General features: G+C 72.4%; 32 protein-coding genes and 1 tRNA gene. 18 read left to right on the forward strand and 15 right to left on the reverse strand.

The window, feature by feature from the left end:
* The first annotated feature begins 21 nt into the window (after positions 1-21).
* The gene (locus ABD223_RS02695) at positions 22-918 is read left to right on the forward strand and encodes a Gfo/Idh/MocA family protein (RefSeq protein WP_380646273.1); all 897 of its coding nucleotides are present in this window, start codon (positions 22-24) and stop codon (positions 916-918) included.
* 89 nt (positions 919-1,007) lie between these two features.
* Here ABD223_RS02695 and ABD223_RS02700 read toward each other — a convergent pair whose 3' ends face one another.
* From ABD223_RS02700 to ABD223_RS02720, 5 genes are all read right to left on the reverse strand, one after another.
* Positions 1,008-2,336 carry a hypothetical protein gene (locus ABD223_RS02700; RefSeq protein ID WP_344034198.1) on the reverse strand — a complete coding sequence of 443 codons (1,329 nt, stop codon included), beginning with the start codon at positions 2,334-2,336 and terminating at the stop codon, positions 1,008-1,010.
* Positions 2,337-2,429: 93 nt separating this feature from the next.
* The gene (locus ABD223_RS02705; RefSeq protein WP_344034199.1) at positions 2,430-3,032 is read right to left on the reverse strand and encodes a hypothetical protein; all 603 of its coding nucleotides are present in this window, start codon (positions 3,030-3,032) and stop codon (positions 2,430-2,432) included.
* Between the two features lies 1 nt (position 3,033).
* The gene (locus ABD223_RS02710; RefSeq protein ID WP_344034200.1) at positions 3,034-3,492 is read right to left on the reverse strand and encodes a RidA family protein; all 459 of its coding nucleotides are present in this window, start codon (positions 3,490-3,492) and stop codon (positions 3,034-3,036) included.
* On the reverse strand, positions 3,489-3,644 hold the full coding sequence (gene sp36 / locus ABD223_RS02715; RefSeq protein WP_344034201.1) for a Sp36 family protein: 156 nt from the start codon (positions 3,642-3,644) through the stop codon (positions 3,489-3,491). Before sp36 ends, ABD223_RS02710 begins: the two co-directional genes overlap by 4 nt.
* A 40-nt stretch (positions 3,645-3,684) precedes the next feature.
* The gene (locus ABD223_RS02720; RefSeq protein WP_344034202.1) at positions 3,685-3,852 is read right to left on the reverse strand and encodes a hypothetical protein; all 168 of its coding nucleotides are present in this window, start codon (positions 3,850-3,852) and stop codon (positions 3,685-3,687) included.
* 83 nt (positions 3,853-3,935) lie between these two features.
* Here ABD223_RS02720 and ABD223_RS02725 point away from each other — a divergent pair, with 83 nt between their 5' ends.
* Genes ABD223_RS02725 through bagB form a run of 3 tightly spaced genes read left to right on the forward strand, consistent with a single transcriptional unit; the run spans position 3,936 to position 6,344 of the window.
* The gene (locus tag ABD223_RS02725) at positions 3,936-4,187 is read left to right on the forward strand and encodes a hypothetical protein (RefSeq protein WP_344034203.1); all 252 of its coding nucleotides are present in this window, start codon (positions 3,936-3,938) and stop codon (positions 4,185-4,187) included.
* 55 nt (positions 4,188-4,242) lie between these two features.
* Positions 4,243-5,235 (forward strand): ATPase BagA, encoded by a 993-nt coding sequence (gene bagA / locus ABD223_RS02730; protein WP_344034204.1) that lies wholly within the window; start codon positions 4,243-4,245, stop codon positions 5,233-5,235.
* Positions 5,232-6,344, forward strand: a complete 1,113-nt coding sequence (gene bagB / locus ABD223_RS02735) for an ATPase BagB (protein ID WP_344034205.1) — start codon at positions 5,232-5,234, stop codon at positions 6,342-6,344. The genes bagA and bagB overlap by 4 nt, the downstream gene beginning before the upstream one ends.
* 14 nt (positions 6,345-6,358) lie before the next feature.
* Here bagB and ABD223_RS02740 read toward each other — a convergent pair whose 3' ends face one another.
* Positions 6,359-6,649, reverse strand: coding sequence for a WhiB family transcriptional regulator (locus tag ABD223_RS02740; RefSeq protein ID WP_344034206.1), 291 nt, complete (start codon positions 6,647-6,649; stop codon positions 6,359-6,361).
* Positions 6,650-6,909: 260 nt separating this feature from the next.
* Between ABD223_RS02740 and ABD223_RS02745 the strand changes: the two genes are divergently transcribed.
* Positions 6,910-9,378, forward strand: coding sequence for a transglycosylase domain-containing protein (locus tag ABD223_RS02745; protein ID WP_344034207.1), 2,469 nt, complete (start codon positions 6,910-6,912; stop codon positions 9,376-9,378).
* A 63-nt stretch (positions 9,379-9,441) separates the two neighbouring features.
* Here ABD223_RS02745 and ABD223_RS02750 read toward each other — a convergent pair whose 3' ends face one another.
* Positions 9,442-9,909: a GatB/YqeY domain-containing protein gene (locus ABD223_RS02750; RefSeq protein ID WP_344034208.1), complete on the reverse strand. Its 468-nt coding sequence runs from the start codon at positions 9,907-9,909 to the stop codon at positions 9,442-9,444.
* Between the two features lie 64 nt (positions 9,910-9,973).
* Here ABD223_RS02750 and ABD223_RS02755 point away from each other — a divergent pair, with 64 nt between their 5' ends.
* On the forward strand, positions 9,974-10,933 hold the full coding sequence (locus tag ABD223_RS02755; RefSeq protein ID WP_344034209.1) for a metallophosphoesterase: 960 nt from the start codon (positions 9,974-9,976) through the stop codon (positions 10,931-10,933).
* Positions 10,934-10,972: 39 nt separating this feature from the next.
* Positions 10,973-11,046: transfer RNA gene (locus ABD223_RS02760), tRNA-Pro, on the forward strand.
* Positions 11,047-11,111: 65 nt separating this feature from the next.
* On the opposite strand, the gene ABD223_RS02765 is transcribed toward ABD223_RS02760, so the two are convergent.
* On the reverse strand, positions 11,112-12,104 hold the full coding sequence (locus ABD223_RS02765) for a hypothetical protein (RefSeq protein ID WP_344034210.1): 993 nt from the start codon (positions 12,102-12,104) through the stop codon (positions 11,112-11,114).
* A gap of 100 nt (positions 12,105-12,204) precedes the next feature.
* Between ABD223_RS02765 and ABD223_RS02770 the strand changes: the two genes are divergently transcribed.
* The 3 genes from ABD223_RS02770 (at position 12,205) to ABD223_RS02780 (ending at position 14,999) form a co-directional block, all read left to right on the forward strand.
* A complete protein-coding gene (locus tag ABD223_RS02770) occupies positions 12,205-12,795 on the forward strand; it encodes a TetR/AcrR family transcriptional regulator (protein WP_344034211.1) in 591 nt (196 codons plus the stop codon).
* A 529-nt stretch (positions 12,796-13,324) separates the two neighbouring features.
* Complete coding sequence (locus ABD223_RS02775; protein WP_344034212.1) at positions 13,325-14,029, forward strand: helix-turn-helix domain-containing protein; 705 nt, start codon at positions 13,325-13,327, stop codon at positions 14,027-14,029.
* Between the two features lie 160 nt (positions 14,030-14,189).
* Complete coding sequence (locus tag ABD223_RS02780; RefSeq protein ID WP_344034213.1) at positions 14,190-14,999, forward strand: helix-turn-helix domain-containing protein; 810 nt, start codon at positions 14,190-14,192, stop codon at positions 14,997-14,999.
* 124 nt (positions 15,000-15,123) lie between these two features.
* On the opposite strand, the gene ABD223_RS02785 is transcribed toward ABD223_RS02780, so the two are convergent.
* Complete coding sequence (locus ABD223_RS02785; protein ID WP_344034214.1) at positions 15,124-15,324, reverse strand: hypothetical protein; 201 nt, start codon at positions 15,322-15,324, stop codon at positions 15,124-15,126.
* A gap of 259 nt (positions 15,325-15,583) precedes the next feature.
* Between ABD223_RS02785 and ABD223_RS02790 the strand changes: the two genes are divergently transcribed.
* The 3 genes from ABD223_RS02790 (at position 15,584) to ABD223_RS02800 (ending at position 18,484) form a co-directional block, all read left to right on the forward strand.
* A complete protein-coding gene (locus ABD223_RS02790; protein ID WP_344034215.1) occupies positions 15,584-15,808 on the forward strand; it encodes a hypothetical protein in 225 nt (74 codons plus the stop codon).
* A 61-nt stretch (positions 15,809-15,869) separates the two neighbouring features.
* On the forward strand, positions 15,870-16,676 hold the full coding sequence (locus tag ABD223_RS02795) for a class I SAM-dependent methyltransferase (RefSeq protein ID WP_344034217.1): 807 nt from the start codon (positions 15,870-15,872) through the stop codon (positions 16,674-16,676).
* The gene (locus ABD223_RS02800; RefSeq protein WP_344034218.1) at positions 16,673-18,484 is read left to right on the forward strand and encodes a S9 family peptidase; all 1,812 of its coding nucleotides are present in this window, start codon (positions 16,673-16,675) and stop codon (positions 18,482-18,484) included. Before ABD223_RS02795 ends, ABD223_RS02800 begins: the two co-directional genes overlap by 4 nt.
* Positions 18,485-18,551: 67 nt before the next feature.
* Here ABD223_RS02800 and ABD223_RS02805 read toward each other — a convergent pair whose 3' ends face one another.
* The 4 genes from ABD223_RS02805 to ABD223_RS02820 form a co-directional block, all read right to left on the reverse strand.
* The gene (locus ABD223_RS02805) at positions 18,552-19,367 is read right to left on the reverse strand and encodes an RICIN domain-containing protein (protein ID WP_344034219.1); all 816 of its coding nucleotides are present in this window, start codon (positions 19,365-19,367) and stop codon (positions 18,552-18,554) included.
* Positions 19,368-19,530: 163 nt separating this feature from the next.
* Entirely contained in the window at positions 19,531-20,007 is a 477-nt protein-coding gene (locus ABD223_RS02810; protein ID WP_344034220.1) for a Dps family protein, read from the reverse strand.
* Positions 20,008-20,022: 15 nt separating this feature from the next.
* A complete protein-coding gene (locus tag ABD223_RS02815) occupies positions 20,023-20,445 on the reverse strand; it encodes an organic hydroperoxide resistance protein (RefSeq protein WP_344034221.1) in 423 nt (140 codons plus the stop codon).
* 114 nt (positions 20,446-20,559) lie between these two features.
* Entirely contained in the window at positions 20,560-21,120 is a 561-nt protein-coding gene (locus ABD223_RS02820) for an NADPH-dependent FMN reductase (protein WP_344034726.1), read from the reverse strand.
* A gap of 79 nt (positions 21,121-21,199) precedes the next feature.
* Here ABD223_RS02820 and ABD223_RS02825 point away from each other — a divergent pair, with 79 nt between their 5' ends.
* Both ABD223_RS02825 and ABD223_RS02830 read left to right on the forward strand, forming a co-directional pair.
* Complete coding sequence (locus tag ABD223_RS02825; RefSeq protein ID WP_344034222.1) at positions 21,200-22,267, forward strand: alpha/beta hydrolase; 1,068 nt, start codon at positions 21,200-21,202, stop codon at positions 22,265-22,267.
* A gap of 53 nt (positions 22,268-22,320) precedes the next feature.
* Positions 22,321-22,452 (forward strand): hypothetical protein, encoded by a 132-nt coding sequence (locus tag ABD223_RS02830; protein WP_344034223.1) that lies wholly within the window; start codon positions 22,321-22,323, stop codon positions 22,450-22,452.
* Between the two features lie 88 nt (positions 22,453-22,540).
* Here the strand turns inward: ABD223_RS02830 and ABD223_RS02835 are convergent, their stop codons facing one another.
* Both ABD223_RS02835 and ABD223_RS02840 read right to left on the reverse strand, forming a co-directional pair.
* Positions 22,541-23,989 (reverse strand): catalase, encoded by a 1,449-nt coding sequence (locus tag ABD223_RS02835; RefSeq protein WP_344034224.1) that lies wholly within the window; start codon positions 23,987-23,989, stop codon positions 22,541-22,543.
* A gap of 29 nt (positions 23,990-24,018) precedes the next feature.
* Positions 24,019-24,435 carry a Fur family transcriptional regulator gene (locus ABD223_RS02840; RefSeq protein WP_344034225.1) on the reverse strand — a complete coding sequence of 139 codons (417 nt, stop codon included), beginning with the start codon at positions 24,433-24,435 and terminating at the stop codon, positions 24,019-24,021.
* A gap of 85 nt (positions 24,436-24,520) precedes the next feature.
* Here ABD223_RS02840 and ABD223_RS02845 point away from each other — a divergent pair, with 85 nt between their 5' ends.
* The 3 genes from ABD223_RS02845 (at position 24,521) to ABD223_RS02855 (ending at position 26,557) form a co-directional block, all read left to right on the forward strand.
* The gene (locus tag ABD223_RS02845; RefSeq protein ID WP_344034226.1) at positions 24,521-25,690 is read left to right on the forward strand and encodes an MFS transporter; all 1,170 of its coding nucleotides are present in this window, start codon (positions 24,521-24,523) and stop codon (positions 25,688-25,690) included.
* Between the two features lie 31 nt (positions 25,691-25,721).
* On the forward strand, positions 25,722-26,126 hold the full coding sequence (locus ABD223_RS02850; RefSeq protein WP_344034227.1) for a hypothetical protein: 405 nt from the start codon (positions 25,722-25,724) through the stop codon (positions 26,124-26,126).
* A 128-nt stretch (positions 26,127-26,254) separates the two neighbouring features.
* Positions 26,255-26,557, forward strand: coding sequence for a hypothetical protein (locus tag ABD223_RS02855; protein WP_344034228.1), 303 nt, complete (start codon positions 26,255-26,257; stop codon positions 26,555-26,557).
* The last annotated feature ends 27 nt before the right edge of the window (positions 26,558-26,584 follow it).

Raw genomic sequence — 26,584 nt, forward strand, 5'->3', positions numbered from 1 at the left:
GCGCGTTTTAGGATCGGTCGTGTGACTGATCAGCTGCGCGTAGGGCTCGTCGGCGCCGGTCCGTGGGCCACCCGGGTGCACGCGCCGGGCATCGCCGACCACCCCGGCACCCGCTTGACCACCGTCTGGGCCAGGCGACCGGAGGCCGCCGAGCAGGTGGCGGGCGCTTACGGCGCGACCACCGCGTCGACCCCCGAGGACCTGCTCGACCAGGTGGACGCGGTCGCGTTCGCGGTGCCGCCGGAGGTGCAGGCGCCGATCGCCATCGAGGCCGCCGCGCGGGGCAGGCACCTCGTCCTGGAGAAGCCCATCGCCTCCACCCTGGAGGACGCCGAGCGCCTCGCCGACGCCGTCGAGCGCAACGGCGTCGCCTCGCTCGTGGTGCTCACCAGGCGCTACGCCCCGGAGACCCGGGAGCAGCTGGCGCAGCTCGACGAGGCGGGCGGCTGGGTCGGCGGCAGCGCCCGCTGGCTGACCGGCGCCCTGCTCGGCGGCCCGTTCTCGCACTCCGCGTGGCGGCACGAGCGCGGCCCGCTGGACGACGTCGGCCCGCACGCCTTCGACCTGCTCGACGCCGCCCTGGGCCCGATCACCGACGTCGTCGCGGCCGACCGCTCCGAGCACGGCCTGTGGCAGGTGGTCCTGCGCCACGAGGGCGGCGCCACGAGCGTGGCCACGATGACCATGACCCTGCCGCTCGACCCGGGCGTCTCCGAGGTCGTCGTCTACGGCGAGCACGGGCACCGCGTGCTCGCCGACCGGGGCTCGACCGCGCGGCAGTGCTTCACGAACCTGCTGGACGACTTCGTGGCCATGGTCGACAGCGGCACGACGGAGCACCCGCTGGACGTGCGCCGCGGCCTGCACCTGCAACGGGTCATCGACCTGGCGCGCCGCAAAGCGGCCGGCGAGGCGTGAGGGCCGGCGGAGGCCCGTCGTGACCTCGGCCCCGGCCCCTCGCTCACCGCGAGGGGCCGGGGCCGGGTCGTCGAACGCTCCGCGCGCCCCTAGCCGGGCTGCCTGCCGTTGTTCGGCTTGGGCATGCCGTTGACGAACTCCGGTCCGCCGGGCCACGTCTGCTGCTCGCGCTGCGCCAGCTCCTCGTGGAGCTGCTGGAGCAGCGCCCGTTCGCGGTCGCTGAGCTTGGCGTCCACGGTCGGCGGGAGCTGCACGGACGCGGGCGCGTGCCCGTCCGCCAGCGCCGCCTGGAGCGCCGCCAGGTCGTCCGGACCCAGCTCGGTGGTCACCTCGGACCGCGACAGCGGGTGGTCGTCGGGCAGCGGCAGCGGCGTGACGATCGCAGGCGCGATGGACAGGGGTCCGACGGTCCGGGGCTCGACGGTCCGGGGCTCGGTGGCCACGGGCTCGGGCTCGGGCTCGGCGATCGCCGGTTCGGCGGTCACGGGCTCCACGGCGACGGGCTCGGCGACCACCGGTTCGACGCCGAAAGGTTCGACGCCAAAGGGTTCGACGCCGAGGGGTTCGACACCCGAAGGCTCGGCACCGAACGGCTCGACACCCAGGGGCTCGGCGCCCGAGGGCACGGCGCCCGAGGGCTCGAACGGGCGCCGTTCCTCCTCGACCGGTTCGCGCACGGGCAGGCGCTTGACCGGCTTCGGCGGGAACGGTTGCACGCCCTCGTAGGCGTCGACGCGGGAACGTCGTGACTTGGAGCCGGTCTGGGGTTCGGCAGGCACCGGTGCCGGCTCGACCACCGGTGCCTGGTCCCGGACGTCGCCGTCGAACCAGGTCGTCGGGTCGGGTGGTGGTTCCGGGGTGGTGGAGCCGGACGGGAAGAACACCTCGCGGGCCGTGGTGGTGGCCGCGGCGTGGTACTCGCCCAGCGGCGTGCCCGCGGTGAGCACCTCGACGGCGGCCCGGATGCCCGCCTGGCGCAGCACGGTGTCGACCCGGTAGGCGGTGGCGGGCCCGAAGCCCGCCGGGCCGATGTCCACCAGGACGACCCGCTGCGGCAGCGGTCCGGGCGTGGCGCCGGACGGGCTCGACCTCCAGGTCGCCCGCACGCCGCGCACGTCGGGCAGCGCCGACAGGGTCTTGCCCAGCGCCTCGCCGAGGCCCTGGGCCGGGTCCGACTCGGCGGTGAACCGGTGCCGGGGCACGGGCACGTGCTCGACCGCGAACAGCCGGTCGGCCAGGGCCGGGTCGGAGCGCACCTCGGCGAGCAGCGCGCCGAGGTCGTGCCGCTCCTGCGGCGACACCGGGATGCGCCCCGCCAGCAGGCAGCCGACCAGCAGTTCCACGGCTCTGTCCAGCTCGGCGACCGCCAGCAGCTCACGGGCCTGGGTCAACGCGTCGTCGTCGACTCGTCCGGCCAACGCCAACAGGAGGTCGTGTAAACGGACGGGGAGTCCCACTCCGTCGTTCGTCACGCCTGCTCTCCTTCCGGCCCGCGCGGGGAGCGCCGAGCTCTAGACGGGCACCAGGTGCCCGTCGGCCTCCGCGCCGGTGCACACCAGCTCCGAGGCCGCCAACGCCGCCCGGTGGTAGGGCGGCAGGTCCAGTCCGGCGGGCAGGACCTCGACACAGGGGTCGTGCTCGCCGAGCGCCCGCAGCACGCGCTGGAGCTCGCCGGTCAGCCGGGCGAACCCGGAGGTGGCGGCGACCAGGACGAGCCGCCTGGGTTCGCCCACGCCCAGCCGCCACGCGGACCGGACTTCGCCGACACCGGGCCGCCCGCGCAGGGTCGCTCCGAGCACCACGGTCGCGGAATCACCCATCAACACCCGTTCGGGTGATTCCGGGGAGAAGGTGTAGCCGGGATCGGGCAGTTCGTCCAGTCCCTTGACGGAACTGGTGGCGGCCCGGTCGGCGCCGTGCGGCACGAGGGCGTCCACGAGCAGGCGCTGCTCGTGGTCGGTCAGGCCGACGCGGTCGTGCAGCAGCGTGCGCGGCAGGGCTCGGGCCAGCACGACGATCCCGTCGGTCGCGGCCCAGTCGCGGAACCGCCACAGCACGTCGTCCGGGAGTCGCCCGGCCAACCGCAGCAGCAGCTCGTGGCACGTGTCGGACATCTCACTCCCCGATCTCGACGATCAGTTCCACCTCGACCGGCGCGCCCAGCGGCAGCTCGGCCACGCCGACCGCCGACCGCGCGTGCCGACCGGCGTCGCCGAACACCTCGCCGAGCAGCTCGGACGCGCCGTTGAGCACGGCGGGCTGCCCGGTGAAGCCCTCGGCGGAGGCGACGAAGCCGACCACCTTGACCACGCGGACGACCGAGTCGAGGCCGACCAGGGCGTCGACCGCGGCGAGCGCGTTCAGCGCGCAGGTGCGGGCGTGGGCCTTGGCCTCCTCGGGGCTGACGTCGCCGCCGACCTTGCCGGTGGCCGCCAGGGAGCCCTCGACGAACGGGAGCTGGCCGGACGTGAAGACCAGCTGCCCGCTGCGCAGGGCCGGCACGTACGCGGCGAGCGGGGCCGCCACCGCGGGCAGCTCGACGCCCAGCTCGGCCAGCCGCGCCTGCCAGCTCATGCCTTGGGCCGCTTCAGGTAGGCGACGTGCTGCTCACCGCTCGGGTTGGGCAGCACGGTGACCAGCTCCCAGCCGTCGGCGCCCCACTGGTCCAGGATCGCCTTGGTCGCGTGGATCAACAGCGGGACGGTCGAGTACTCCCACGTCTGCATGGCGGGCAGCCTAGCGGCACGCGCTGAGCGGTGGCGGGTGCTACCGGCCATCGGGGTCCGCCCGGATCCCCTCGACCAGCTCGGTCGCCCCTCGGCGGTCGCCTCCCGACAGGTCGGCCGGCAGCTCGTCGGGGTCGGGGACCGCTGCTCCGGCGCCGGCGTGGGCGGCCCACGCGACGGGCCCGCCGATCCCGTTGCGCACGGCCACCGGCCGAGTCCGGGGACCCCTTCCCGCGCAGCACTGCGGTTTCCGCAGGTGACGACTCGCTGACCAGGCGCTACCTTGATCGCGTGGAAACGTGGCGGATCGTCGCCACCAGCGCGTTCCTGGTGGGCGGACTGGTGATGGTGCTCGTGGGCATGGCGCAGGCCCGCGACCGCAAGGGCGTCCGCCCGGGCGACGTGCGGCGCGCGGCGCTGATCGGGCTCGCCGTGGTCGCGGTCGTCGCGGTGCTCATCGCCTACGTGCTGCCGTCCGTGGTGGCGTGGGGCGTGGTGGGCGCGACCGCCATCGCGGTGGTCTTCATCACCATGTGGGACTGACGTGGCGGCTCCCTCCGCCCAGCGGGTCACCCGTCCGCGCGCCTAGGCTGACCTGGTGGACGGCTGGACCGACGAACTCACCCGCGCCCGCCTGCACGTGGTGACGGGCAAGGGCGGCACGGGCAAGACGACGGTCGCCGCGGCACTGGCCCTCGCGCTGGCCACCGGCGGCCGGCGGGTGCTGCTGGTCGAGGTCGAGAACCGGCAGGGCGTCGCGCAGCTGTTCGACCGCCCGCCGCTGCCCTACGCGGAGCAGCGCATCGCGTCCGCGCCCGGCGGCGGTGAGGTGCGGGCGCTGGCCGTCGACCCGGAGGCGGCGCTGCTGGAGTACCTCGACATGTTCTACAACCTGGGCTTCGCCGGCCGGACGCTGAAGAAGATGGGCGCGATCGAGTTCGCCACCACGCTGGCGCCGGGCCTGCGGGACGTGCTGCTCACCGGCAAGGTCAAGGAGTGCGTGCGGCGCACCACCAAGAGCGGCAGGCACGAGTACGACGCGGTCGTGCTGGACGCGCCGCCCACCGGCCGGGTGGTCCGCTTCCTCGACGTCACCCGCGCCATGGCCGACCTGGCCAAGGTCGGCCCGATCAAGGGCCAGAGCGAGGGCGTGGTGCGGCTGCTGCACTCCGGCGACACCGCGGTGCACCTGGTGGCGCTGCTGGAGGAGATGCCGGTGCGCGAGACCCTGGACGCGGTGGCCGAGCTGGACGGCGCGGACCTGCGGCCGGGCGCGGTGTTCGTCAACCGGGTGCGCCCGCCGCGGCTGCCCGCCCGGTCGGTGGCCGCCGCGGCGGCGGGCCGGGTCGACGCGGACCAGGTGCGCGCCGGCCTGGTGGCGGCGGGCCTCGACCTGGACGAGGACGTGCTGGAGGGCCTGGTCGAGCAGACCGAGGAGCACGCCGCGCGGCTGCGCGCGGAGCAGCGGGCCAAGGAGAAGCTGGCCGAGTCGGACCTGCCGACCCTGGACCTGCCCGAGCTGACCGACGGGGTGGACGTGGCCGCGCTCTACGAGCTGGCCGAGGTGATGGTCGGGCGGGGTGTGCGGTGAACCGGCTGGACGTGGACGCGCTGCTGGACAACCCGGCGACCAGGGTGCTGGTGTGCTGCGGCTCGGGCGGCGTCGGCAAGACGACGACGGCCGCCGCGCTGGCCGTGCGCGCCGCCGAGCGGGGTCGGCGGGCGGTCGTGCTGACCATCGACCCGGCCCGCAGGCTCGCCCAGTCGCTGGGCCTGCGGGAACTGGACAACAACCCCCGCCGGGTCGAGGGCGCGTTCCGGGGCGAGCTGCACGCGATGATGCTCGACATGCGCCGCACGTTCGACGACATGGTGTGGCAGCACGCGGGCCGCGAGCGGGCCGAGCAGATCCTGGCCAACCCCTTCTACCAGACGATCTCCACGTCGTTCTCCGGCACGCAGGAGTACATGGCGATGGAGAAGCTGGGCCAGCTCGTCGCGCTGGACGAGTGGGACCTGATCGTCGTGGACACCCCGCCGAGCAGGTCGGCGCTGGACTTCCTGGACGCGCCGCAGCGGCTGTCCACGGTGCTCGACGGCAGGCTGATCCGGATGCTGTCGGCGCCCGCCCGAGCGGGCGGGCGCGGCATCCGCAAGATCGTCGGCGCGGGCTTCGGCCTGTTCACCAAGGCCGTGTCGACGATCGTGGGCAGCCAGCTCCTGAACGACGCCTCGACGTTCGTGCAGGCGCTCGACAGCACGTTCGGCGGCTTCCGGCAGCGCGCCCAGTCGACCTACGACCTGCTGCGGTCGCCGGGCACCGGGTTCCTGGTGGTCGCGGCGGCCGAACCGGACGCGCTGCGGGAAGCCAGCTACTTCGTGGAGCGGTTGGGCGCGGAGCGCATGCCGTTGACCGGCCTGGTCGCGAACCGGACGCACCCGGTGCTGGCCCCCTTGCCCGCCCCGAGCGCCCTGGCCGCGGCGGACCGGCTGGAGCGCTCGGGTGACGCCCCGCTGGCCGCCGCGGTGCTGCGGGTGCACGCGGACCGCGTGGCCGTCGCCGATCGCGAGAAGCGACTGCTCGCGCGGTTCACCCGGGCGCACCCGGGCGTGCCGCTGGTCGGGGTGCCCGCGCTGCCGACCGACGTGCACGACCTTGGCGGTCTGCACGAGATCGGCAGGCGGCTCGCGGGCGAGTGAACCCCCGTGGGGGCTCAGCCGACCTTGGACTCCTCGATGTGCTCCTGGCGCGCGCTGGCCAGCAGCTCGTGCCAGGACGTGACGTCCGGGCGGCGCCGCAGCAGCGCCCGCCTCTCGCGTTCGGTCATGCCGCCCCAGACACCGAACTCGATCCGGTTGTCCAGGGCCTCGGCAAGGCACTCGGTGCGCACCGGGCAGCCCAGGCACACCACCTTGGCCTTGCGCTGCTCGGCGCCGCGCACGAAGAGCTGGTCCGGCTCCTCGTCACGACACGAAGCCTTGATCCGCCAATCCCCCTGATTCATATATCCCCCACCTCGGTTCACACAGTGTCCAGACTTCCTAAATCCGCCACACCCCTGCCGCGGATGCCGTAGGCTGACCACTGTCGAGTGGTCGCACCTCCGACTGCTGTCGTGGACAGTGACGGACTGTAGAGCCTTCTGGTTCCACCTCCAACCCTGGGTTGCCCACCTGTTACCTGTCTTGAGTACGAGTACTCATCCTGGGTAATCAACTGTGCGCGACCTCTCGCGCACTTTGCGTGGCGCGTACCCTGACCTGCATGCGAGCCAGGAACGGCGTGCTGAAACTGCTGGGCCTCTGTCTGCTGGCCGGTGTGCTGCTGTCGGGGCTGCTGTTCCCCGTGGTCGGCTCGCTGGGGCTGGTGTCGAACCGGGCCAGCGACACGGTCGACAGCATCTCCGCGGACCTGGTCACCACCGACCCGCCGTTGATCACCACGATCACGGACAAGGACGGCGTGCCCATCGCCTACCTCTACGACCAGTACCGCGTGCTGGTCCCGCCGGAGAAGATCGCGGACGCGATGAAGGCGGCGCTGGTCTCGATCGAGGACCGCCGCTTCTACGAGCACCAGGGCGTGGACTGGCGCGGCACCATCCGCGCCGGCCTGACCAACCAGTTCAGCGGGGTCGTGACGCAGGGCGCGTCCACGCTCACGCAGCAATACGTGAAGAACTACCTCGTGCACGTGGTGGCGCGCAACAACCTGGTTGAACAGCAAAAGGCGCAGGAGCAGACGATCGCGCGAAAAGCGCGTGAAGCCCGGATCTCGATCCAGTTGGAAACCAAGCTGGGCAAGGACGAAATCCTCGCGCGCTACCTGAACGTGGTGCCGTTCGGCTCGACCATCTACGGCATCGCCGCGGCGGCCCAGGCGTACTTCGGCACCACGCCGGACAAGCTGACCGTGGCGCAGTCGGCGATGCTCGCGGGCATGGTCAACAGCCCGTCCGCGCTGAACCCGGAGGTGTTCCCGGAGAAGGCGCTGGAGCGGCGCAACCAGGTCATCGACAAGATGGTCGAGAACGACAAGCTGTCCCGGGACACCGCCGAGGCGTCGAAGCGGGAGCCGCTGGGGCTCGCCTCGCCGGTGCGCACCCCGCCGAACGGCTGCGTCGGCGCGGGCCCGGAGAACGGGTTCTTCTGCTCGTACGCGCTGAACTACCTGGAGCGCAACGGTTTCAGCCTGGAGCAGCTCAAGACCGGCGGCTACACCGTGCGGACCACTTTGGACCGCACCATCACCACCCACGCCAAGCAGGCCGCCGAGGCGCAGGTGGCCAAGTCCGTCAACGGCATCGCCAACACGGTGGCGGTCGTGCGGCCCGGCAAGGAGCGGCACGAGGTGGTGGCGCTCGTCGCCAACCGCGACTACGGGCTGGACGCCGACCAGTTCCAGACCCAGTTCGACCTGCCGTCCGGGGTGGAGAACAAGTTCGGCGCCGGGTCCGTCTACAAGGTGTTCACCGCGGCGGCCGCCCTGGAGAAGGGCATGGGCATCGAGAACACCGTCGCCACGCCCACCTCGTACGTGTCGCGGGTGTTCAAGGGCGGCGCGCCCGGCTGCCCGTCCACCGGCGAACCGGACACGCGCTGGTACTGCCTGCGCAACAACAACAGCAACTACCCGGCGCAGATGACGTTGCAGACGGCGTTGCAGACCTCGCCGAACACCGGGTTCGTGATCCTGGAGGAGCAGCTGGGCATGGACCCGGTCGTGGACATGGCGTCGCGGCTGGGCCTGCGCGAGACCATGGCCACCAACCTCTCGGGCACGCGCCCGGACTCGCGGGCCAAGGACCACAAGCTGCGGGTGTCGCAGACCGAGTTCTACAAGTCCAACGGCGGCAGCGCGTCGTTCACCCTCGGTCCCGCGCCGACCAGCACGCTGGAGCTGGCGAACGTGGCCGCCACGCTGATGAGCGGCGGCGTGTGGTGCCCGCCGTCGCCGGTCGCGCAGGTGCTCGACCGCAACGGCGAGCAGGTGCCGGTCAACGAGGCGCCGTGCGAGCAGGTCGTCGCCGAACCGCTGGCCAACGGCATGGTGGCCGGGCTGTCGAAGGAAGACCAGGGCACGGGCACCGCCGCCGGGGCCGCGCGGGCGTTCAACTGGAAGCGGCCCATGATGGGCAAGACCGGCACCACCGAGGACTACAAGTCGGCGGCGTTCATCGGCGCGACGCCCGAGTTCGCGGGCGCGGTGCAGACGTTCAACGACGGCCCCAACCCGAGCCCGATCTGCGTGGGCGGCACGCCGCGGCTGTGCCGCGAGGGCACCATCTACGGCGGCACGGTCCCCGCGCGCACCTGGTTCGACGCGATGACCGACGTCCACGCGGGACTGCCCGTGAGGGACCTGCCGCCGGTCGAGGAGCGCTACCGCAAGGGCGGCAGCGAGATCCGCATCCCGGAGGTGGTGGGCCGCAACGTCAACGACGCCACGCGGACCCTGGAGGAGGCCGGCTACAAGGTCTCCGTGCAGAACCGCAACTCCGAGCAGCCGAAGGGCCGCGTGGTCGGCCAGACGCCGCGCGGCAGCGCGTTGAAGGGCACCGTGGTGACGCTGCTGGTGTCCACCGGGTACGTGCCGCCGCCGCAGCCCGCGGAGCCGACCAACCCGACCGCGCCGCCGGGGCAGACGCAGCCGGTCGACCCGCGGCCGACGGCGCCCGGCCGGACCGTCGAGCCGCCGGGGTTCACCATCCCGGTCGAGCCACCCGGCAGGTAGACCGGTGGGTACCCCACCGTCGGCTCGGGCCGGGTTCGGCTGCGCCTCGGGGCCGGGTTCGGCTCAGGCCAGCTTCGACTTGACCGCCGCGGCGACCCGACCACCCTCGGCGCGGCCGGCCACCTCGGCGTTGACCGCCTTCATGACCTGGCCCATCTGCTTCATGCCGGGCCGCTCGCCGGACTCGTCGGCCAGGCCCGCGAGCACCCCCTCGACCAGCGCGGCCAGCTCGTCGTCGGACAGCTGCGCGGGCAGGTAGGCCTCCAGCACCTCGGACTCGGCGCGCTCCTGCTCGGCCTTCTCGGCGCGCCCGGCGCCCGCGAACGCCTCCGCGGCCTCCTTGCGCTTCTTCACCTCGCGGGTGATGACCTTCCGCACCTCGTCGTCGCTCAGCTCACGGGCGGTCTTGCCGGAGACCTCCTCGGTGGTCACGGCCGTCAGCGCCATCCGCAGCGCGCCCGCCCGGACGGTCTCCCGGTTCTTGATCGCCGACGTCAGGTCCGCCTTCAGCCGCGCCTTCAACTCCGCCATGGTCGGGAACGGTACCGGGCGACCCGACACGCCCCGAATTGGTCAAGCCCCTACCCTCGGGGGCGTGAACAAGTTCGGCCGCGCCCTCCTCGCCACGACCGCCCTCGGCACCGCCACCGTCGCCTACGCGGCGGGCATCGAACGGCGGCGCTGGACGCTGCGGGAGGCCACGGTGCCGGTCCTCGCGCCGGGCTCGACCCCGCTGCGCGTGCTGCACCTGTCCGACCTGCACATGCTCCCCGGCCAGCAGTCCAAGCAGCGGTGGGTCGCGGCGCTCGCCGAGCTGGAACCCGACCTGGTGGTGAACACCGGCGACAACCTGGCGCACCTCCAGGCCGTGCCCGCCGTGATCCGCGCCCTGGGCCCGCTGCTCGAACGGCCCGGCGTGTTCGTGTTCGGCAGCAACGACTACTACGCGCCGCGCCCGAAGAACCCGGTGCGCTACCTGCTGCCGTCGGCGAAGACCAAGCGCATCCACGGCATCCAGCTGCCGTGGCGCGACCTGCGCGCGGCCATGGTGGAGCGCGGCTGGCTGGACCTGACGCACGTGCGGCGGACGTTCCGGGCGGGCGGCCTGGAGGTCTTCGCGGCCGGCCTGGACGACCCGCACCTCAAGCGCGACCGGTACGACGAGATCGCGGGCGACGTGCCGGCGGCGGACCTGCGGCTGGGCGTGACGCACTCCCCCGAGCCGCGGGTCCTGGACGGCTTCGCGGGCGACGGCTACGACCTGGTGCTGGCCGGCCACACGCACGGCGGGCAGCTGCGCGTGCCGGGGTACGGGGCGATCGTGACCAACTGCGACCTGGACCGGTCGCGGGCCCGCGGGGTGTCCCGGTGGGGCGCGCACACGTGGCTGAACGTGTCGGCCGGGCTGGGCACGTCGCCCTACGCGCCGGTGCGCTTCGCCTGCCCGCCGGAGGCGAGCCTGCTGACGCTGGTGGAGCGGCCCGTCGACGCAGGTCAGGACGGGTCCGGTGTGGAAAGGGATACCCGGTTCGGAGTGGGTGGGGGCATCAGGTAGAGTTCTCCTCGTTCCGCCGGGAAGCCGGTGGGGCGAGACCGGGGTGTGGCGCAGCTTGGTAGCGCGCTTCGTTCGGGACGAAGAGGTCGCAGGTTCAAATCCTGTCACCCCGACACTGGTCAGAGGCCCTTTCCTCCTTCGGGAGGAAGGGGCCTCTTCCCGTTCGGAGCCGGTGCTCTCAGGACATCCGGCCGTGGTGGTCGGCGACGGCCGCGAACGCCGCCTTGGGTTCCCAGGTGCCGTCGTCCCGGACTTTCACCACGCCGTAGCTGCCCAGGTCCAGGTCTTCGGACGGGGTCGGGCGGTGGGGGAGGAAGTACGAGGCGAAGGTGTTGACGAAGGTGGTGTCCACGCCCGCCTCGTCGAACAGGGCCAGCAGCTCGCGCACGTAGCCGGCTTGCTCCTCCTCGTCGCGCTCGTGCTGGCCGTGCAGGCCGGCCGGTTCCGCGCCGTCGAAGCGGACGATGTCGAAGCCCCGCGCGCCACGGGCCGCCGCGCCCCGGAACGTCGCGCTGCCGAACTCGGTGATCGCCACCGGTTTGCCGCTCGCCACCAGGCGGCGCACGGCGTCCTCGAACACGTGCGCCACCTCGGCCGACCGGTAGAGGTCCACGCCGACGAAGTCGAACGGGGTCCAGTCGACCTGTTCGAACGGGATGGACGCGTAGCTGATCCGGCCGCCGAACCGCCGGCGCACGACCTCCACGGCCCGGGCCAGGAACTCGTTGACCAGCGCGGGCACGGCGGGCAGGGCGGCGCGCAGCGCGGCGGGGTCGCCGAGCAGCGCGAGCCGGTCGTCCAGGGTTTCGCCGGGCAGGAAGCCCCTGGTGAACAGGGTCAGCTCGGCGCCCAGGACCAGCACGACCTCGCCGCCCGCGACGCGGAGCCGTTCGGCGCGGTCCGCGCAGTCCGCCAGGAACGCCAACAGCTCGTCCCGGGTCAGGTCGCAGGTGAACGGGGAGAACCACACCTCCAGCCCTTCCTCGACGGCGATCGTCGCGGCCAGCTCCAGCCGGTCCGGGTCGCCGCCCGTCGGGCGCACGGCGGTGCAGTGCAGCTCGTCGCGGATGACCTTCAGCTCGTGCCGGACCGTGGACGGGTCGAAGTGCCTCCTCGTGGTGCTGCCCCGGTTGATGAAGCCGGTGTCGTAGGTGATGCCTTTGGCACGCATGACCACCCCTCTCTTTAAGGTACTAGTTGTACCTTAACTATGTCTTGAATGAGGTCGGTGGCGGGTGCGCTAAGGTACCGGTCGTACCTGAGGAGGTTCTGTGGAGGGCCAGGGGCGGCGGCGCGGGGCCGCGTTGGAGCGGGCGATCCTGGACGCCGCGGTGGCCGAGCTGCTGGAGGCCGGTTACGCGGGGCTGACCATGGACCGCGTCGCGAAGCGCGCGGGCACGAACAAGAACGCGATCTACCGGCGCTGGCCGAACCGGGCGGCGCTCGGGGTGGCCGCCTACCGGCAGCTCGCGGAGGAGGAGCTGCGCCCGCCGGACACGGGCGGCCTGCGCGGCGACGCGCTGGCGGTGCTGCGCAAGGTCAACGACGACCTGGGGTCGCCGCGGGGCGACGTGCTGCGGGGGCTGCTCGCGGGGATCGCGGACGAACCGGAGTTGCTGGCCCAGATCCAGGGCAGGCTGGGTGACGCGGCCGCGGGGCCGTGGCTGACCCTGCTGGGGCGCGCGGTGCGGCGGGGCGAGGCGTCGCCGGAGGCACTGCACCCGAGGGTGGCGACGGTGGCGATCGCGCTGCTGCGCAACGAGTACGTGACGCGCGGCCTGGCTTCCGTGCCGGATGACACGCTCGTGGAGATCGTGGACGAGGTCTTCCTGCCGCTCGTGCGCGGGCGCGGGCCGGCCTGATCCACGTCCGTCGCCGGCGCCCGGGTGGTCGCTGTTCCGGCGGCGCACCCGCCCGACCTCCGGCGTGCCGCCAGGACCGGGATCGCCGCGACCTTCTCGGCCGGCAGGTCGTCCCAGAGCAGCCCCCGCGGACGCCTCTGGTCCGGGCACCGGATGACGTCCTCGGGGGTGACCACCACGTCCACGCGGAAGTCGTGCGCGCTCTCGGGCAGCTCGGCCAAGCGGTCGGCGGCTTCCCGGGCTCCGCGGAAGGACGGGATGCGGCCGAAGACGCCAGGAGGGACGGCTCGGTGCTCCTCCGGCAACGACCGGACACGCTCACGAGCCGCTTGCTTCGCTTGATCGACGTCCGTCGACTGCCTGTCCTCGCTCTCCTGTCGTCAACACGGGCCACTTCAGGCCGGTACAACAGTCCCGACCCAGCTCCTAGGACACCACGTCCTACCTTCCATCAGCCATTCGTTGTGCCTCTGACCTGCGCATTCTTGACCTGCGGTCCCATCCGTCCCGGCAGGGAGGCGCCCGGCCCGTGTCCGATGACCTGAGTCTCGGCGAGCGCATCAAGCGCGCCCGGACACGACGCCGGTTCGCCCAGGAGCAGTTGGCCGAAAAGGCGGACGTGAGCGTCGACCTCGTCCGCAAGCTCGACCAGGGCGTGCGGCACACGGCGAGCATGAGTTCGCTGACGCGCATCGCCCGCGCGGTCGACGGCGACGAGCTGCTCCAGGCGATGAACGTGTCGGCGCTGTCGTGGGTGTTCTTCAAGCAGGGGCGGCTGGACGACGCGGAGGCCGCCGCCGTGCGGAACAAGCAGGCCGACCGCTCCGAGGAGCACCTGAGCCTGGCACGCGCGGCCGCCGCCCGGGTCGGCAAGGACCACCACCTCTACGCCACGTCGTTCGGGCCGACGAACGCCGGGATCGCCGCCGTGGACGCGGCGGTGGAGGGCGAGCGCTTCGAGCACGCCCTGGAACTCGCCGAGGCGGTGCCCACGAACGGGTGGGTCTCACCGACCTTCAAAGCGCGGCACCTGTTCGACGTCGCGATCGCGCACAGCGAACTGGGCCACGACGAAGCGGCCACGGCTCAACTCCTCGCCGCCGAGGGCATCGCGCCGGAGTGGATGCGCTACCACACCTTGAGCCGCCAGACCGCGCGCGAACTGGCGGACAGGGCACGGCGGAAGCGCACACCGCTGCTGCAACTCGCCGACCGGTTGAACATCGACCTTTAACTGTGCGGATAGCCACGATCGTGTAACCGGACTGGGACAACACGTCCCAGCCCGGTCTTCCATTCGGATTTCCTCTGCAATTCCGCCACTTCCACGCGGCCGCCGGTCCTGCCATCTTCCCAGGGCGACCGAAAGTGATTTCTCCCGATGGAGGACGCCAGTGGAAACCTCGCACGAAAGCACTCGACCGAGCACCGCGCACAGTCGTGAGCTGGGCGCTTACCTGCGCCTGGTCCGGAAGCGGTCGGAGATCCCGTTCAAGGAGTTGTTGGAGACCTTGGCGTGGTCGGCGGGCAAGTTGTCCAAGTTGGAGCGCGGCACGCGGCACACGCACCCGCAGGAGATCGCCTTCCTGCTCGGCGCCTGCGGCGTGGACAAAGCGATGCGTGAACGCATCATGGCGCTGGCCGCATCACCCGACACCGGCAGTTTCGTGCGCGTGCACGACAGCTCACCGGACACCCTGCTCGGCCTGCGCACGGACGAGGAACAGGCCACCACGGTCACCTCCTACGACCCGGTCGGCATCCCCGCCCTCGTCCAGACCGACGACTACACCCGAGCCCTGACCGACGACGAAGAAACCGTCACCGCCCGACTGGAGCGCCAAAGCAGCCTGGCGACCCCTTCCTGGCGCAGGGTGACGGTCTTCCTCCGCGAAGCCGCCCTGGGTGCGGTGGTCGGCTCGACTTTGGTCATGCGGGACCAGCTGCTGCACCTGACCCTGCTGTCCGGAACTCCGAACACGGTCATCCGGGTCATCCCGCGACACCAACCACTGAGCGCCGCCCTGTGCCATCCGGCCACGCTGCTCACCCTCCAGCCACCCGCCCGGCCGATGGTCCACGTCGAGACCGACCTGGCCACCACCTTCCACGACGCACCCGAACTCGTCACCGCCTACCAGGACAAGTTCCGACAGCTCAACCACCTGGCCCTCGACCCGACCGAATCCCGGACACACCCCTGACGCGCGCCCCCGAAGCCACACGCGAAAGGCATCGGGGGCGCAGCGCGAGCGCGGAGCGCCGTAGCCACGCCGAGGGGCGCAGCCCCGGGTCGGGGCGTGGGGGTTGCACCCCCACGAGGCACCGCTAGCGCGCGTGCGGGCGCAGTTCGGCCAGTTTGCGGAGCAGTTCCCCGACCTCGTTCCAGTCGAGCTTGGCCGACTCGCCGGGCGGGGTGTGGATGCACACGTCGCCGTCTTCCGTCAGGGACACCTCAAGGGTCCGTCGACGACCCAGGGCGTCCACGCACGGCACGCGGCCGCCCTGTCGAACCGTGTTCTCGATCATCGGTCAGACCTCCCCTGTTCGGGTGCGTATGTCCGGGACTTCGTTCGTCCGAACGTGGGCGTTACGCATTACTCCCCGCTGTTGCCATACGGAAACCAGCGGGAGAGACGAAGAGTCGTCACGTTCTGTTACACCGATCGAGTGAACAGTTGACGATTCAACTCACTGAACGTAACGGCCATCAAGATCCATGCGACGACGAGGCAGTGCGCCGGGACCGGGGTCCGAGGTCCGGCGCCGACCAGCCGAGGAGAGTCACATGAGCATCACCTCCGCCGCCCGCCCCACCGCCAGGAACCGGCTCTCCCTCCTGCTGTGGTCGCAGGTCGTCCTGGGGTTGGCGGGCGCCGTCGCGATCTTGTCCTCGCCCCTGTCCGGCCTCGTGGCGGGCGTCCTCCTCGCGGTTTCGGCCCTCGCGGTCCGCGGGTTGCGCCACGCCTCGCTGACCGTGGAGCGGATCTTCGAGGAGGAGCTGGACCGCTGAGAGCGAATCCGAGTGGTCACTCTGAGTTGCTTTTTGCCCTCCGATAACCATGAATCAGGGGGTGACAGATCGCGCGGAACGCGACGCCCTGCGTCGGCGGATGTACGGCGAGGGCGACCTGGCGGCCCTGCCCGTGTTCGCCGGCGGCTTCATCAACTTCGGCTACTGGCGCGACGTCGACCTCGCCGGCGAGCTGACCACCGAGCAGCGCGTCGCCACCCAGGAAGCCCTCTACGACGTCGTCCTCGACGCCCTCGCCACCCGTCCCGGCGACCGCGTCCTGGAGGTCGGCTCCGGGCGCGGCGTGGGTGCCCGCCTCGCGTTGCGGCACGACCCCTCCCTGGTCCGCGGGCTGGACCTGGAGCCGGAGCAGGTGGCTCGCGCCGCCGCGGCCAACGACGACCCCCGCGTGGCGTTCACCTGCGGCGCCGCGCACGACATGCCGTTCGCCGACGCCTCCTTCGACCGCCTGCTGTCCGTGGAGGCCGCGCAGCACTTCGAGGACGTCCCGGGCTTCGCGCGGGAGGGCGCGCGCGTGCTCGTCGACGGCGGCCGACTGGCCCTGACCACGTTCTTCGCCACCACCGCGGCCGCCGTGCCGGAGCTGGTCCGGCTGGTCCGGTCGTTCGCCAGGGGCCTCGACCTGGCCCACCCCGTCGACGACGTGCTCGGCCACCTGCGCGCCGCCGGGTTCGCGGACGTGACCGCGACGAGCATCGGCGAGCACGTGTGGCGGGGCCTGGACCGCTGGCTCGAACTCGGACTTCACCCGAACGGGTGGGACCGCGCCTACCGGCGGGCAGCCGAGCGCGGCCTGCTCGACTACTACCTGGTCACCGGCGTGAAGCCGGCAGGATCGGGGGCGTGACGACGCACCCGACCGCCGACATCCCCGACCCGCTGTTCCCCGACGCAGACGCCGAGGCGCGCTGGCGCGCCCGCTTCACCGCGCCGCGCGTCAGCCTGCCCGGCTGGGCGGACGACGCGCCGGACCGCAACCTGTACCTGTCGAACGCGAGCGGCGTGTGGGAGGTCTACGCCTGGGACCGGGCCGCCGACACCCACCGGAAGGTCACCGACCGCCCGAACGGCACCTCCCACGCCGCGCTCACGCCCGACGGCGAGGCGATCTGGTGGTTCGACGACACCGACGGCGACGAGTTCGGCACCTGGGTGGGCGAGCCGTTCGGCGCGGGCCGCGACGCGGAGCCCGCCGTCCCGGGCGTGCCCGCGGGGTACCCGGCGGGCCTGGAGATCGGTCACGACGTGGTCGTCGTCGGCACCTCCACCGACGACGGCACCACCGTGCACGTCTCGCGCGGCGGCGGCCCCGCCGAGGTGGTCTACCGGCACGAGAACGACGGCGGCGTGTCCGCGCTGTCCAAGGACGAGACGCTGATCGCGCTGTCGCACTCCGAGCACGGCGACAACCGGCACGCCGCGCTGCGCGTGGTGACGCCGACCGGCGAGCGGGTCGCGGAGAAGTGGGACGGCCCCGGCAAGGGCCTCGACGCGATCGCGTTCAGCCCGGTGCGCGGCGACAACCGGCTGCTGGTCGGGCACGAGCGGCGCGGCAAGGACGAGCTGCTGATCTGGGACGTCGCCGCGGGCGCCGAGACCGAGGTCGTGATCGACCTGCCCGGCGAGATCAGCGCCGACTGGTACCCGGACGCGCGGGCGCTGCTGGTCGCGCACACCTTCCGGGCGCGCAACACGCTGCACCGCTACGACCTGGACACCGGCGAGCTGACCGCGCTGGCCACCCCGCCGGGCACGGTCGGCGGCGCGCACGTGCGCCCGGACGGCTCGGTGGAGTACTCGTGGTCCTCGGCGGCCCGACCCGGCGTGGTGCGGGTGCTCGGCGTGGACGGCGACGAGCGGGTGCTGCTCTCGCCGCCCGGGCACGGGGCGCCGGGGTCGACCGCCCTGGAGGACGTGTTCGTCGGCGAGGTGCACGCCCTCGTCGCACGGCCCGACGGCGCGCCGGAGGGCCCGCTGCCGACCGTGTTCCACCTGCACGGCGGGCCGCACTCGGCCGACGAGGACCGGTTCTCCGCCTACCGCGCGGTGTGGCTGGACGCCGGGTACGCCGTGGTGCACGTCAACTACCGCGGCTCCACCGGCTACGGCTCGAAGTGGCGCGACGCGATCGAGGGCAGGCCGGGCCTGACCGAGCTGGAGGACGTGGCGGCGGTGCACGACTGGGCCGTCTCCTCCGGGTTCGCCGACCCGGCGAGGTGCGTGGTCAACGGCGCGTCGTGGGGCGGCTACCTGGCCCTGCTCGCGCTGGGCACCCAGCCCGAGCGGTGGGCGGCGGGCGTCGCCGGCGTGCCGGTGGCCGACTACCTGGCCGCGTACGAGGACGAGATGGAGCCGCTGCGGGCGTTCGACCGGGCCCTGTTCGGCGGGTCGCCGGAGGAGGTGCCCGACCGGTACCGCGAGTGCTCGCCGCTGACCTACGTGGACGCGGTGCGCGCGCCCGTGCTGGTGCTGGCGGGCGAGAACGACCCGCGCTGCCCGATCCGGCAGATCGACAACTACCTGGACCGGCTGGCCGAGCGGGGCGCGACCTACGAGGTGTACCGGTACGACGCCGGCCACGGCTCGCTGGTGGTCGCGGAGACCATCCGGCAGACCGCGGCGGAGGTCGCGTTCGTGCGGCGCGTGCTGGGCTGAGGCGCGGGTGCTCTCCGGTGGACCGGGAACGGTCCACCGGAGAGCACCCGCGGTCAGGTCACGGCGGTCAGGACACGACGGTCAGCACCCACTTCTGCCAGGTCAGGCCGGGCGAGAGCTGGTAGGTCGTGACCCCGTCGCCCAAGGGCGTCGCGTAGTCGCCGTTGTGGGCGTTGCGCAGGCGGTGGCGGCCGAGCGGGTCGCCCTCCAACCGCCACTGCTGCCGCGGGTCGGCCACGTCGCACGGGTCCCACGTGTCCACGCGCGAGCCCCTGCTGTACAGCTGGAGGCAGCGGTCGGCCGACTCGTTGCGCAGCGCGAACGCCCCGTCGCCCAGCTCGACCCGCCGCCACCGCTGGCCGGCGGTGCCCGCGCAGGCCCGGAGCTTGACCAGCACCGAGGACTCGTTGGTGACGCACGTGCCGTCGCTGGTGCTCCGGATCTCGATCAGCCGGCCCGCCGTGTCCACGGGCGGCGGGACGACCTCCGGCAGCACGGTCACCCGCCAGCGCTGGTGGTCGGTGTCGACGCTCTGCACGCCGACCACGCCGTGCGAGTCGTTGATCCTCGTGTCCGCGACCAGGCCCGTGGTCGCCTCCACCACCTTGACGACCCCGTCACCGGCCGGCGCGAACGTCACCCGCTGGTGGATGTCCTCGTCGTCGCACGTGAAGCTGTTGGTGCGCCACAGGCACTCCGGGTAGCCGAGGTTGCGCAGCATGAACGTGCCGTCGGCCAGCGGGACCCGCTCCCACTTCTGGTGCGCGTCGCCCGTGCACGGCCCGACGCGCAGCCGCCCCGTGTCCGGCGCCAGCTCCAGGCACTGCCCCAGGGCCACGCCCCTGATCTCCAGCACCTCGTTGCCCGCCGCGTGGGCGGGCAAGGGTGCGATTACCCCCATCGCGATCGCGACCGCCGCAGCGGCCACTACGCCAAGTGATCCCCTCTTCACTCTCCTCACCCTAGAGGTGGGGACCGACAATTCCGGGGCGGACAGGGGAACGCGGCCACCGGGTCACCCCGATGGCCGCGCCGCGACGCCGGTGTCAGGCCTGCTGGGCCTGCCACATCCAGTGCGCCTGCTCCAGGTTCCTGGTGACCTCGATGAGCAGGTCCTGGGTGACCAGGTCGGACTTGTCGGTCTCGTCGATCCGCGCGCGCAGCCGCTCGACCAGCTTGGCCAGCGCGGTCACGACCGCGCCGACGACGTCGTCCTCCTTCAGCCAGCCGTCCGGGAACCCGGGCACGCCCGAGCCCTCGGCCACCGTCCTGGCCTTGCCGTTCGGCGAGATGCCGAGCGCGGCGGCCCGCTCGGCCACCTCGTCGGTGTAGGTCCGCGCGGTGGTCACCAGCTCGTCGAGCTGGAGGTGCACGCTGCGGAAGTTCTTGCCGACCACGTTCCAGTGCGCCTGCTTGGCGACCAGCGACAGGTCGATCAGGTCGACCAGGGTGGCCTGCAGGACCGCGCCCACCGCCGCCTTGTCGGATTCGGACAGCGAACTGGTGATCGGGCTCTTGCTCATTGCCTGACGCCTCCTTCAGACGGTGGCGGTGACGGCCACCTCGATGTTGCCGCGAGTGGCGTTGGAGTACGGGCAGATCTGGTGCGCCGCGCCGACCAGCTGGTCGGCCGTGCCCTGATCGACGCCCGGCAGGTGGGCGACGAGCGCCACGCCGAGCCGGAAGCCCCCTTCGCCCTCGCGGCCCAGGTCCACCTTCGCGGTGACCGTCGTCTCGCCGAGCGGGACCTTCGCCTGGCGGGCGGCCACCTTCAGCGCGCTGTGGAAGCAGGCCGCGTAACCGGCCGCGAACAGCTGCTCCGGGTTGGTCTTGTCGCCGCCGGGACCACCCAGCTCCTTCGGCGTGGCCAACTGCTCGTCGAGCACGCCGTCGGACGAGCGGACCTCGCCGTTGCGCCCGTCGCCGACCGCGACGGCTTCCGCCGTGTAGAGCACCTGCATCTGACGCTCTCCTCTGAGCTGGTGGTTGATCCCGGCAACCCGTGCAACGCCGCGCCGGCGCTGATCCACACCAGGTGGTGCGGCAGCTCACGCCCTCGGGTGAGAGCTACCCGCTCATCCCGCCCTCGACACGGCGAACTCGGTCACCTGTCGCCCGATCGTGCGAAGCTGGTCGGCCACCGAGGGCGCCGAGCAGCCGCCTTCGAGGTCGAAGTCGACCTCCCGCGAGTTCACCGCCGCGCCCAGGGGCGTCGGCCAGCCGCGCAGCGCGTGCACGATCGACCGCAGCGCGGTCAGCGTGGTCACCGACGCCTGCCAGCCCATGGCTGTGGCGACGCAGCCGACCGCGCGGCCGTCCAGGTAGGGGCGGTCGTCGTCGCGCAGGTCCTCGACGTAGTCCAGGGCGTTCTTGACGAGGCCGGACACCGTGCCGTGGTAGCCGGGCGAGACCAGCACCACGCCGTCGGCCGCTCGCAGCGCCTCGACCAGCCGGCGGGCGTTGTCCGCGCGGTCGGGCACCGCCGGGTCGTAGAACGGCAGCACCAGGTCGGGCCCGCGGACCTCGATGGTCTTGGCGCCCGCCTCGGCCGCACCGCCGAGCGCGATGCGCAGCGCGCGCTCGGACTGCGAATTGGGGCGGAGGGACCCGCCGATGCCCACCACGGTGACCGTCATGGTCATCGATACTGCCACCTCCAGCTAGGTCGAGGTCCACTCCTCGCCTACGGGTCTACCGGCTAGTAACGTGGGCCTCATGTCGAAGCTCGCCGAATCGGTACCCTCCGGCGTCCTCGCCGGCGCCCTGCGCTTCGCGTTCGGGCTGCCCGCTCCCCTGCGGCGGCTGATCACCGGCCGCCCGATCACCGTCGACGGCCAGCGGCTGCACCCCGAGGCCCAGCTCCTGCTGCGGTTGCAGCAGCTCAGCGGCGAGGACTGGCGCACGACGACACCCGCGGCGAACCGCCTCGCGCTGTCGCGCAGCACCCAGCTGGTGTGCGGGCCGGTCATCGACGGCGTGGCGGTGCGCGCGCTGTCGGCGGGCGGCGTCGGCGCGCGGTTCTACGAGCCGACGGACCTGCCCGCGGGCTCGCCGCTGCTGGTCTACCACCACGGCGGCGGGTGGGTCAGCGGCGACCTCGACAGCCACGACAACCTGTGCCGGTTCCTGGCCGTCGAGGGCGGCGTGCGGGTGCTGGCGGTGGACTACCGGCTCGCGCCCGAGCACCCGTTCCCGGCCGCCGCGGACGACGCGCGGACCGCGTTCGAGTGGGCGGCCGCGCACGCCGGCGAGCTGGGCGTCGACGCGCGGCGGATCGCGCTGGGCGGCGACAGCGCGGGCGGGAACCTGGCGGCGGTGACCGCGCTGGAGGCGGGCGAGGTCAAGCCCGTGTTCCTGCTGCTGTTCTACCCGGCGGTGGACGCCTCGGTGCGGCGGCGGTCGCGCGACCTGTTCGGCCGCGGGTTCTTCCTCACCGACGAGAAGATGGACTGGTTCCTGGACCACTACGCGCCGTCGCGCGAGTCCCACACCGACCCGAGGCTGTCGGTGCTGCTGGCGGAGGACCTGGGCGGCCTGCCGCCGACGTACCTGGCGACGGCCGGGTTCGACCCGCTGCGCGACGAGGGCGAGGCCTTCGCGGCGCGGCTGGCCGAGCAGGGCGTGCCGGTGGTGCTGCGGCGGCACCCCGGGCTGTTCCACGGTTTCGCGAACATCCTCGGCGTCGGCGGGGTGTTCCGGGAGGCCGTCGCCGAGGCGGTCGGGTCCCTGCGCACCGGGCTGGCGCTGGCCAACTCGCGGCAGGACGTGCACGAGACGGCCTAGCGGGCGGTCCCGCCCTCCCCGCGCGGGTGGGCGGGCCGGCCGGGGAGCTGCGCGTGGTGGTCGAGGTGCTGCGCGCGGACTTCCCGCGTGCCCGCCTCGCCATCCCGTCCGACGAGCTGCGCCCGGTCGGCGGCGGGCCCCGGGGTCACCGGCTGACCGCCCTGCCCGTCCCGCCGCGCCCGTGAGCGCCGGGACCGCGGACGCCAAGAGGCCGCCCGGTGCCGGAACCGGACGGCCTCACCTGGCAGGGCTATGCGCCGGGCTCGTGGTGGATCACTTGCCGAAGGCGGCGGCGATCTTGTCGCCGGTCTCCTTGTCGATGTTGCGCCAGTACTCGAAGACGCGCTCCAGCACCGGCTCGGACACGCCGTTGGACGCGTGCGCGACCACGGTCTTCACCAGCCGCTCGCGCTGGGCCTCGTCCATGACCTCGCGGATCAACGTGCCGGCCTGGCCCCAGTCGTCGTCCTCGGGGTGCAGCTTGTAGGCCGAGCGCACGGCCTCGTCCTCGACGCCGTAGGTCGTGGTGACCTCGCCGGCCGTCGCGGCGGAGGCGTGCGGGCCGCCGTAGGAGTTGGGCGCGTAGACCGGGTCGGACGCGTTGGTGAACCGCATCGCGCCGTCCTTGGAGTACGAGTTCACCGGCGACTTCGGCCGGTTCACCGGCAGCTCGTTGTAGTTCGCGCCGATGCGGTAGCGGTGGGCGTCCGGGTAGGCGAACATCCGGCCGACCAGCATCTTGTCCGGCGACGGGCCGATGCCCGGCACCAGGTTGGTCGGCTCGAACGCGGCCTGCTCGATCTCGGCGAAGTAGTCGGCCGGGTTCCGGTCGAGCACCAGCTTGCCGACCTCGACCAGCGGGTAGTCGCCGTGCGGCCACACCTTGGTCAGGTCGAACGGGTTGAACCGGTAGGTCGCCGCGTCCGCGTACGGCATGACCTGCACGTGCAGCGTCCAGGACGGGAACTCGCCGCGCTCGATGGAGTGCCACAGGTCGGCGCGGTGCGCGTCGGCGTCCTCGCCGGCGATCCGCGCGGCCTCCTCCGAGGTCAGGGTCTCGATGCCCTGGTCGGTCTTGAAGTGGTACTTCACCCAGAACTTCTCGCCGGCCGCGTTCTCCCACAGGTAGGTGTGCGAGCCGTAGCCGTTCTGGTGGCGCCACGTCCTCGGGATGCCCCGGTCGCCCATCAGCCAGGTGACCTGGTGCGCGGTCTGCGGCTGGAGGGTCCAGAAGTCCCACTGCATGTCGTGGTCGCGGCGGCCGGTGTCGGCGCGGCGCTTCTGGGACCGGATGAAGTCGGGGAACTTGATCGGGTCGCGCAGGAAGAACACCGGCGTGTTGTTGCCGACGACGTCGTAGTTGCCCTGCGTCGTGTAGAACTTCAGCGCGAAACCGCGCGGGTCGCGCCACGTGTCGGGCGAGCCCAGCTCACCGGCCACGGTCGAGAAGCGCAGCAGCGCCTCCGTCTTCACGCCCGGCTGGAACAGCGCGGCCTTGGTGAAGCGGCTGACGTCCTCGGTCGCCTCGAAGTGGCCGAACGCGCCGCCACCCTTGGCGTGCACGACCCGCTCGGGCACCCGCTCGCGGTTGAACTGGGCGTTCTTCTCGATCAGGTAGTGGTCCTGAAGCAGGATCGGCCCGTTCGCACCGAGGGTCAGCGAGTGGTCGTCGCTGGCGACCGGGATGCCCGCGTTGTTGGTGGTGTGACGCGCTTGGGTCACGCTTCCAGCTCCTTTTGTGGGTGCGGCAGTCAGTGCCCTTGACAACCGGGGCACAGGCCCCAGAACAGGACCTCGGCCTCGTCCACGGTGAAGCCCTCCGTCGAGGACGGCTCCAGGCAGGGCGCGGCGCCGTGGACGCAGTCGACGTCCGCGGTCCGCCCGCACGCCCGGCACACGAGGTGGTGGTGGTTGTCGCCGGTCCGCGTCTCGTAGCGCGCCGGGTGCCCGGCGGGCTCGATCCGGCGCAACAACCCCGCCCCCGAGCAGGCGTGCAGCACGTCGTAAACGGCCTGCGTGGACACGGAGCCCAACCTGGCCCGCACGCCCTCGGCGACCTGGTCGGCCGTGGCGTGGGGGTGCTCCGCGAGCCAGTCGAGCACCGCGAGCCGGGGCGCGGTGACGCGCAGCCCGGCGTCCTTGAGCAGTTCACGAGGTCCTGGGGTCATGGCTCCACCACTCCATCACGTTCTTTTGAATCAGTCAAGAAAACGACTCGTTAAAGTTGTTGCCCGGTCGGGTGAAGATGGCCCCGTGAACGTCGCCCCTTACCTGGCCGTCCTGCGCACCCCGCGCGTACCCGGTCTCATGCTGTTGATGCTGGTCGCGCGCATACCGGCGACGGCGGCGGGCATGACCATCACCATGCACGTGCTGCTCGGCCTGGAGCGCGGCTACGGCGAGGCGGGCCTGGTGGGCGCGCTCAGCACGATCGGCGCCGGGCTGGGCTCGCCGCTGATGGGGCGGCTGGTCGACCGGCGCGGGCTGCGGGCCATGGTGTCCGTGTCGATCGTCACCGAGGGCGTCTTCTGGTTCGTCGCGCCGCAGCTCGACTACCCGGTGCTGCTGGTCACGTGCTTCCTCACCGGCATCACCATCATGCCCGTCATGTCGCTGGGCAGGCAGGTCCTGACCGCCCTGGTGCCCGAGCCGGGCCGGCGCGCCGCGCTGGCGATGGACTCGATGGCCGTCGAGGTCGCGTTCATGGCGGGCCCGGCGCTGGGCGTGGCGCTGGTGACCCAGGCCTCCAGCCGGACCGCCATGTGGGCGATCGGCACGGCGATGGTGCTGGTCGGCGTGGTCCTGTGGGTGGTGGACCCGCCGGTGCGGCACGAAGGCGAGAGCAGCGAGCGCGTGCCGGTCCGGCAGTGGCTCGACGGGCGGCTGGTCGGCGTGCTGATCAGCGCGGGCGGCGCCACGTTCGTGCTGTCCGGCGTCGAGGTGTCCGTGGTGGCGTCCATGCGCGAGCTCGGGCTCACCGGGTGGACCGGCGCGGTGGTCGCGGTGATGTGCGTGGCGTCCCTGGCCGGCGGCTTCGTCTACGGCGCGCTGCCGCGCGTGCCGCCGCTGTGGGCGCTGATGGGCGGCATGGGGCTGCTGGCCATCCCGATCGGCCTGTTCGGCGCCTCGCCGTGGCTGCTGTCGCTGGCCCTGGTGCCGACGAACTTCCTGTGCGCGCCGACGATCACCGCGACCGGCGAGGCGATCACGAAGCACGCGCCCGCTTCGGCGCGGGGCGTGGCGATGGGGTTGCAGGGGTCGGCGTTCACGCTGGGCGTGGCGCTGGGGCAGCCGTTCACCGGGTTCGTGATCGACCACTCCGCGCCGGGGTGGGGGTTCGCGGTGGCGGGGCTGGGCGCGGTGGCGATCGCGCTGGGCACGATCGCGCTGGACCGCCGCACCGCTCTCGCGGGCGCCCTGTGACGTCGCATTCGCCAGGACCGATCAACAGGACATGGACGAGGGCCCGGCGCGCAGCGGCGCCTGCGGCCGTCCCACGCGCAGCGGCCTGCCGTGCAAGGCGGAGGTGCACGGCCGGGCGATCGCCTGCAAGATCCACACCACCGAGCAGGAGCGAACTCTCGCGGACGCCTGTGAACGGGGTTACCGCGAGGGCTACGAGCGCGGTCGCGAATCCGCCGCCTACGGCGAGCGGCTGCGCGTCGAACACCTGGAACGGCGCGTCCGGGAGCCGGAGACGCGCCTCGACCGCGAGACCCGGATCTTCGAGGTCGACGGGGACCAGGTCGTCGGCGTCGGCGGCTACGCCTACCGCTGGGACATGGACCATGACATCCGCGTTCACAACCACCCGAACAGACCAGGGCGAATACCTGGCGGTTCTCCTTGCCCTCGATAACCGGCGACCGACAGACGCGGGGGTTGATCGTGGCACGTACCGGACGAGGGTCGACGGGAGCGCAAAGAACACGGCAACAACTCGCCCGAGAGGCCGAACGCGCGCGGGCAGCGGCGGAACGGCGACACGTGGCAGAGGAGAAAGAGAAGAAGCGACAGCACGTCGAGCAACGCGCGCGGGAAGCCGAGAAGAAGACGATCGGGCTCCGGGACAGGGTTGAACTGCTGGGCGGCATCCTGGTCAACGGACTCGATCGCCCCGCGGCATTGGACTGGAACCGGATGCGGGTGAACGCCGAGTTGCCCGAGCTCGATCTCGGCAAGTGGGCACGCCGCGGAGAGGGAAACCCTCCTGCGGGACGCCGCCCGGCACAACGAGCAGGTCGAAGGTTTCCGGCGAGGGGTGCGGGACCGGCAGAAGGAGCACGTTGAGCGTTACTTGTCAGAGGTGCTCGCAAC

Source organism: Saccharothrix xinjiangensis (assembly GCF_039527585.1).
GTDB lineage: Bacteria > Actinomycetota > Actinomycetes > Mycobacteriales > Pseudonocardiaceae > Actinosynnema > Actinosynnema xinjiangensis.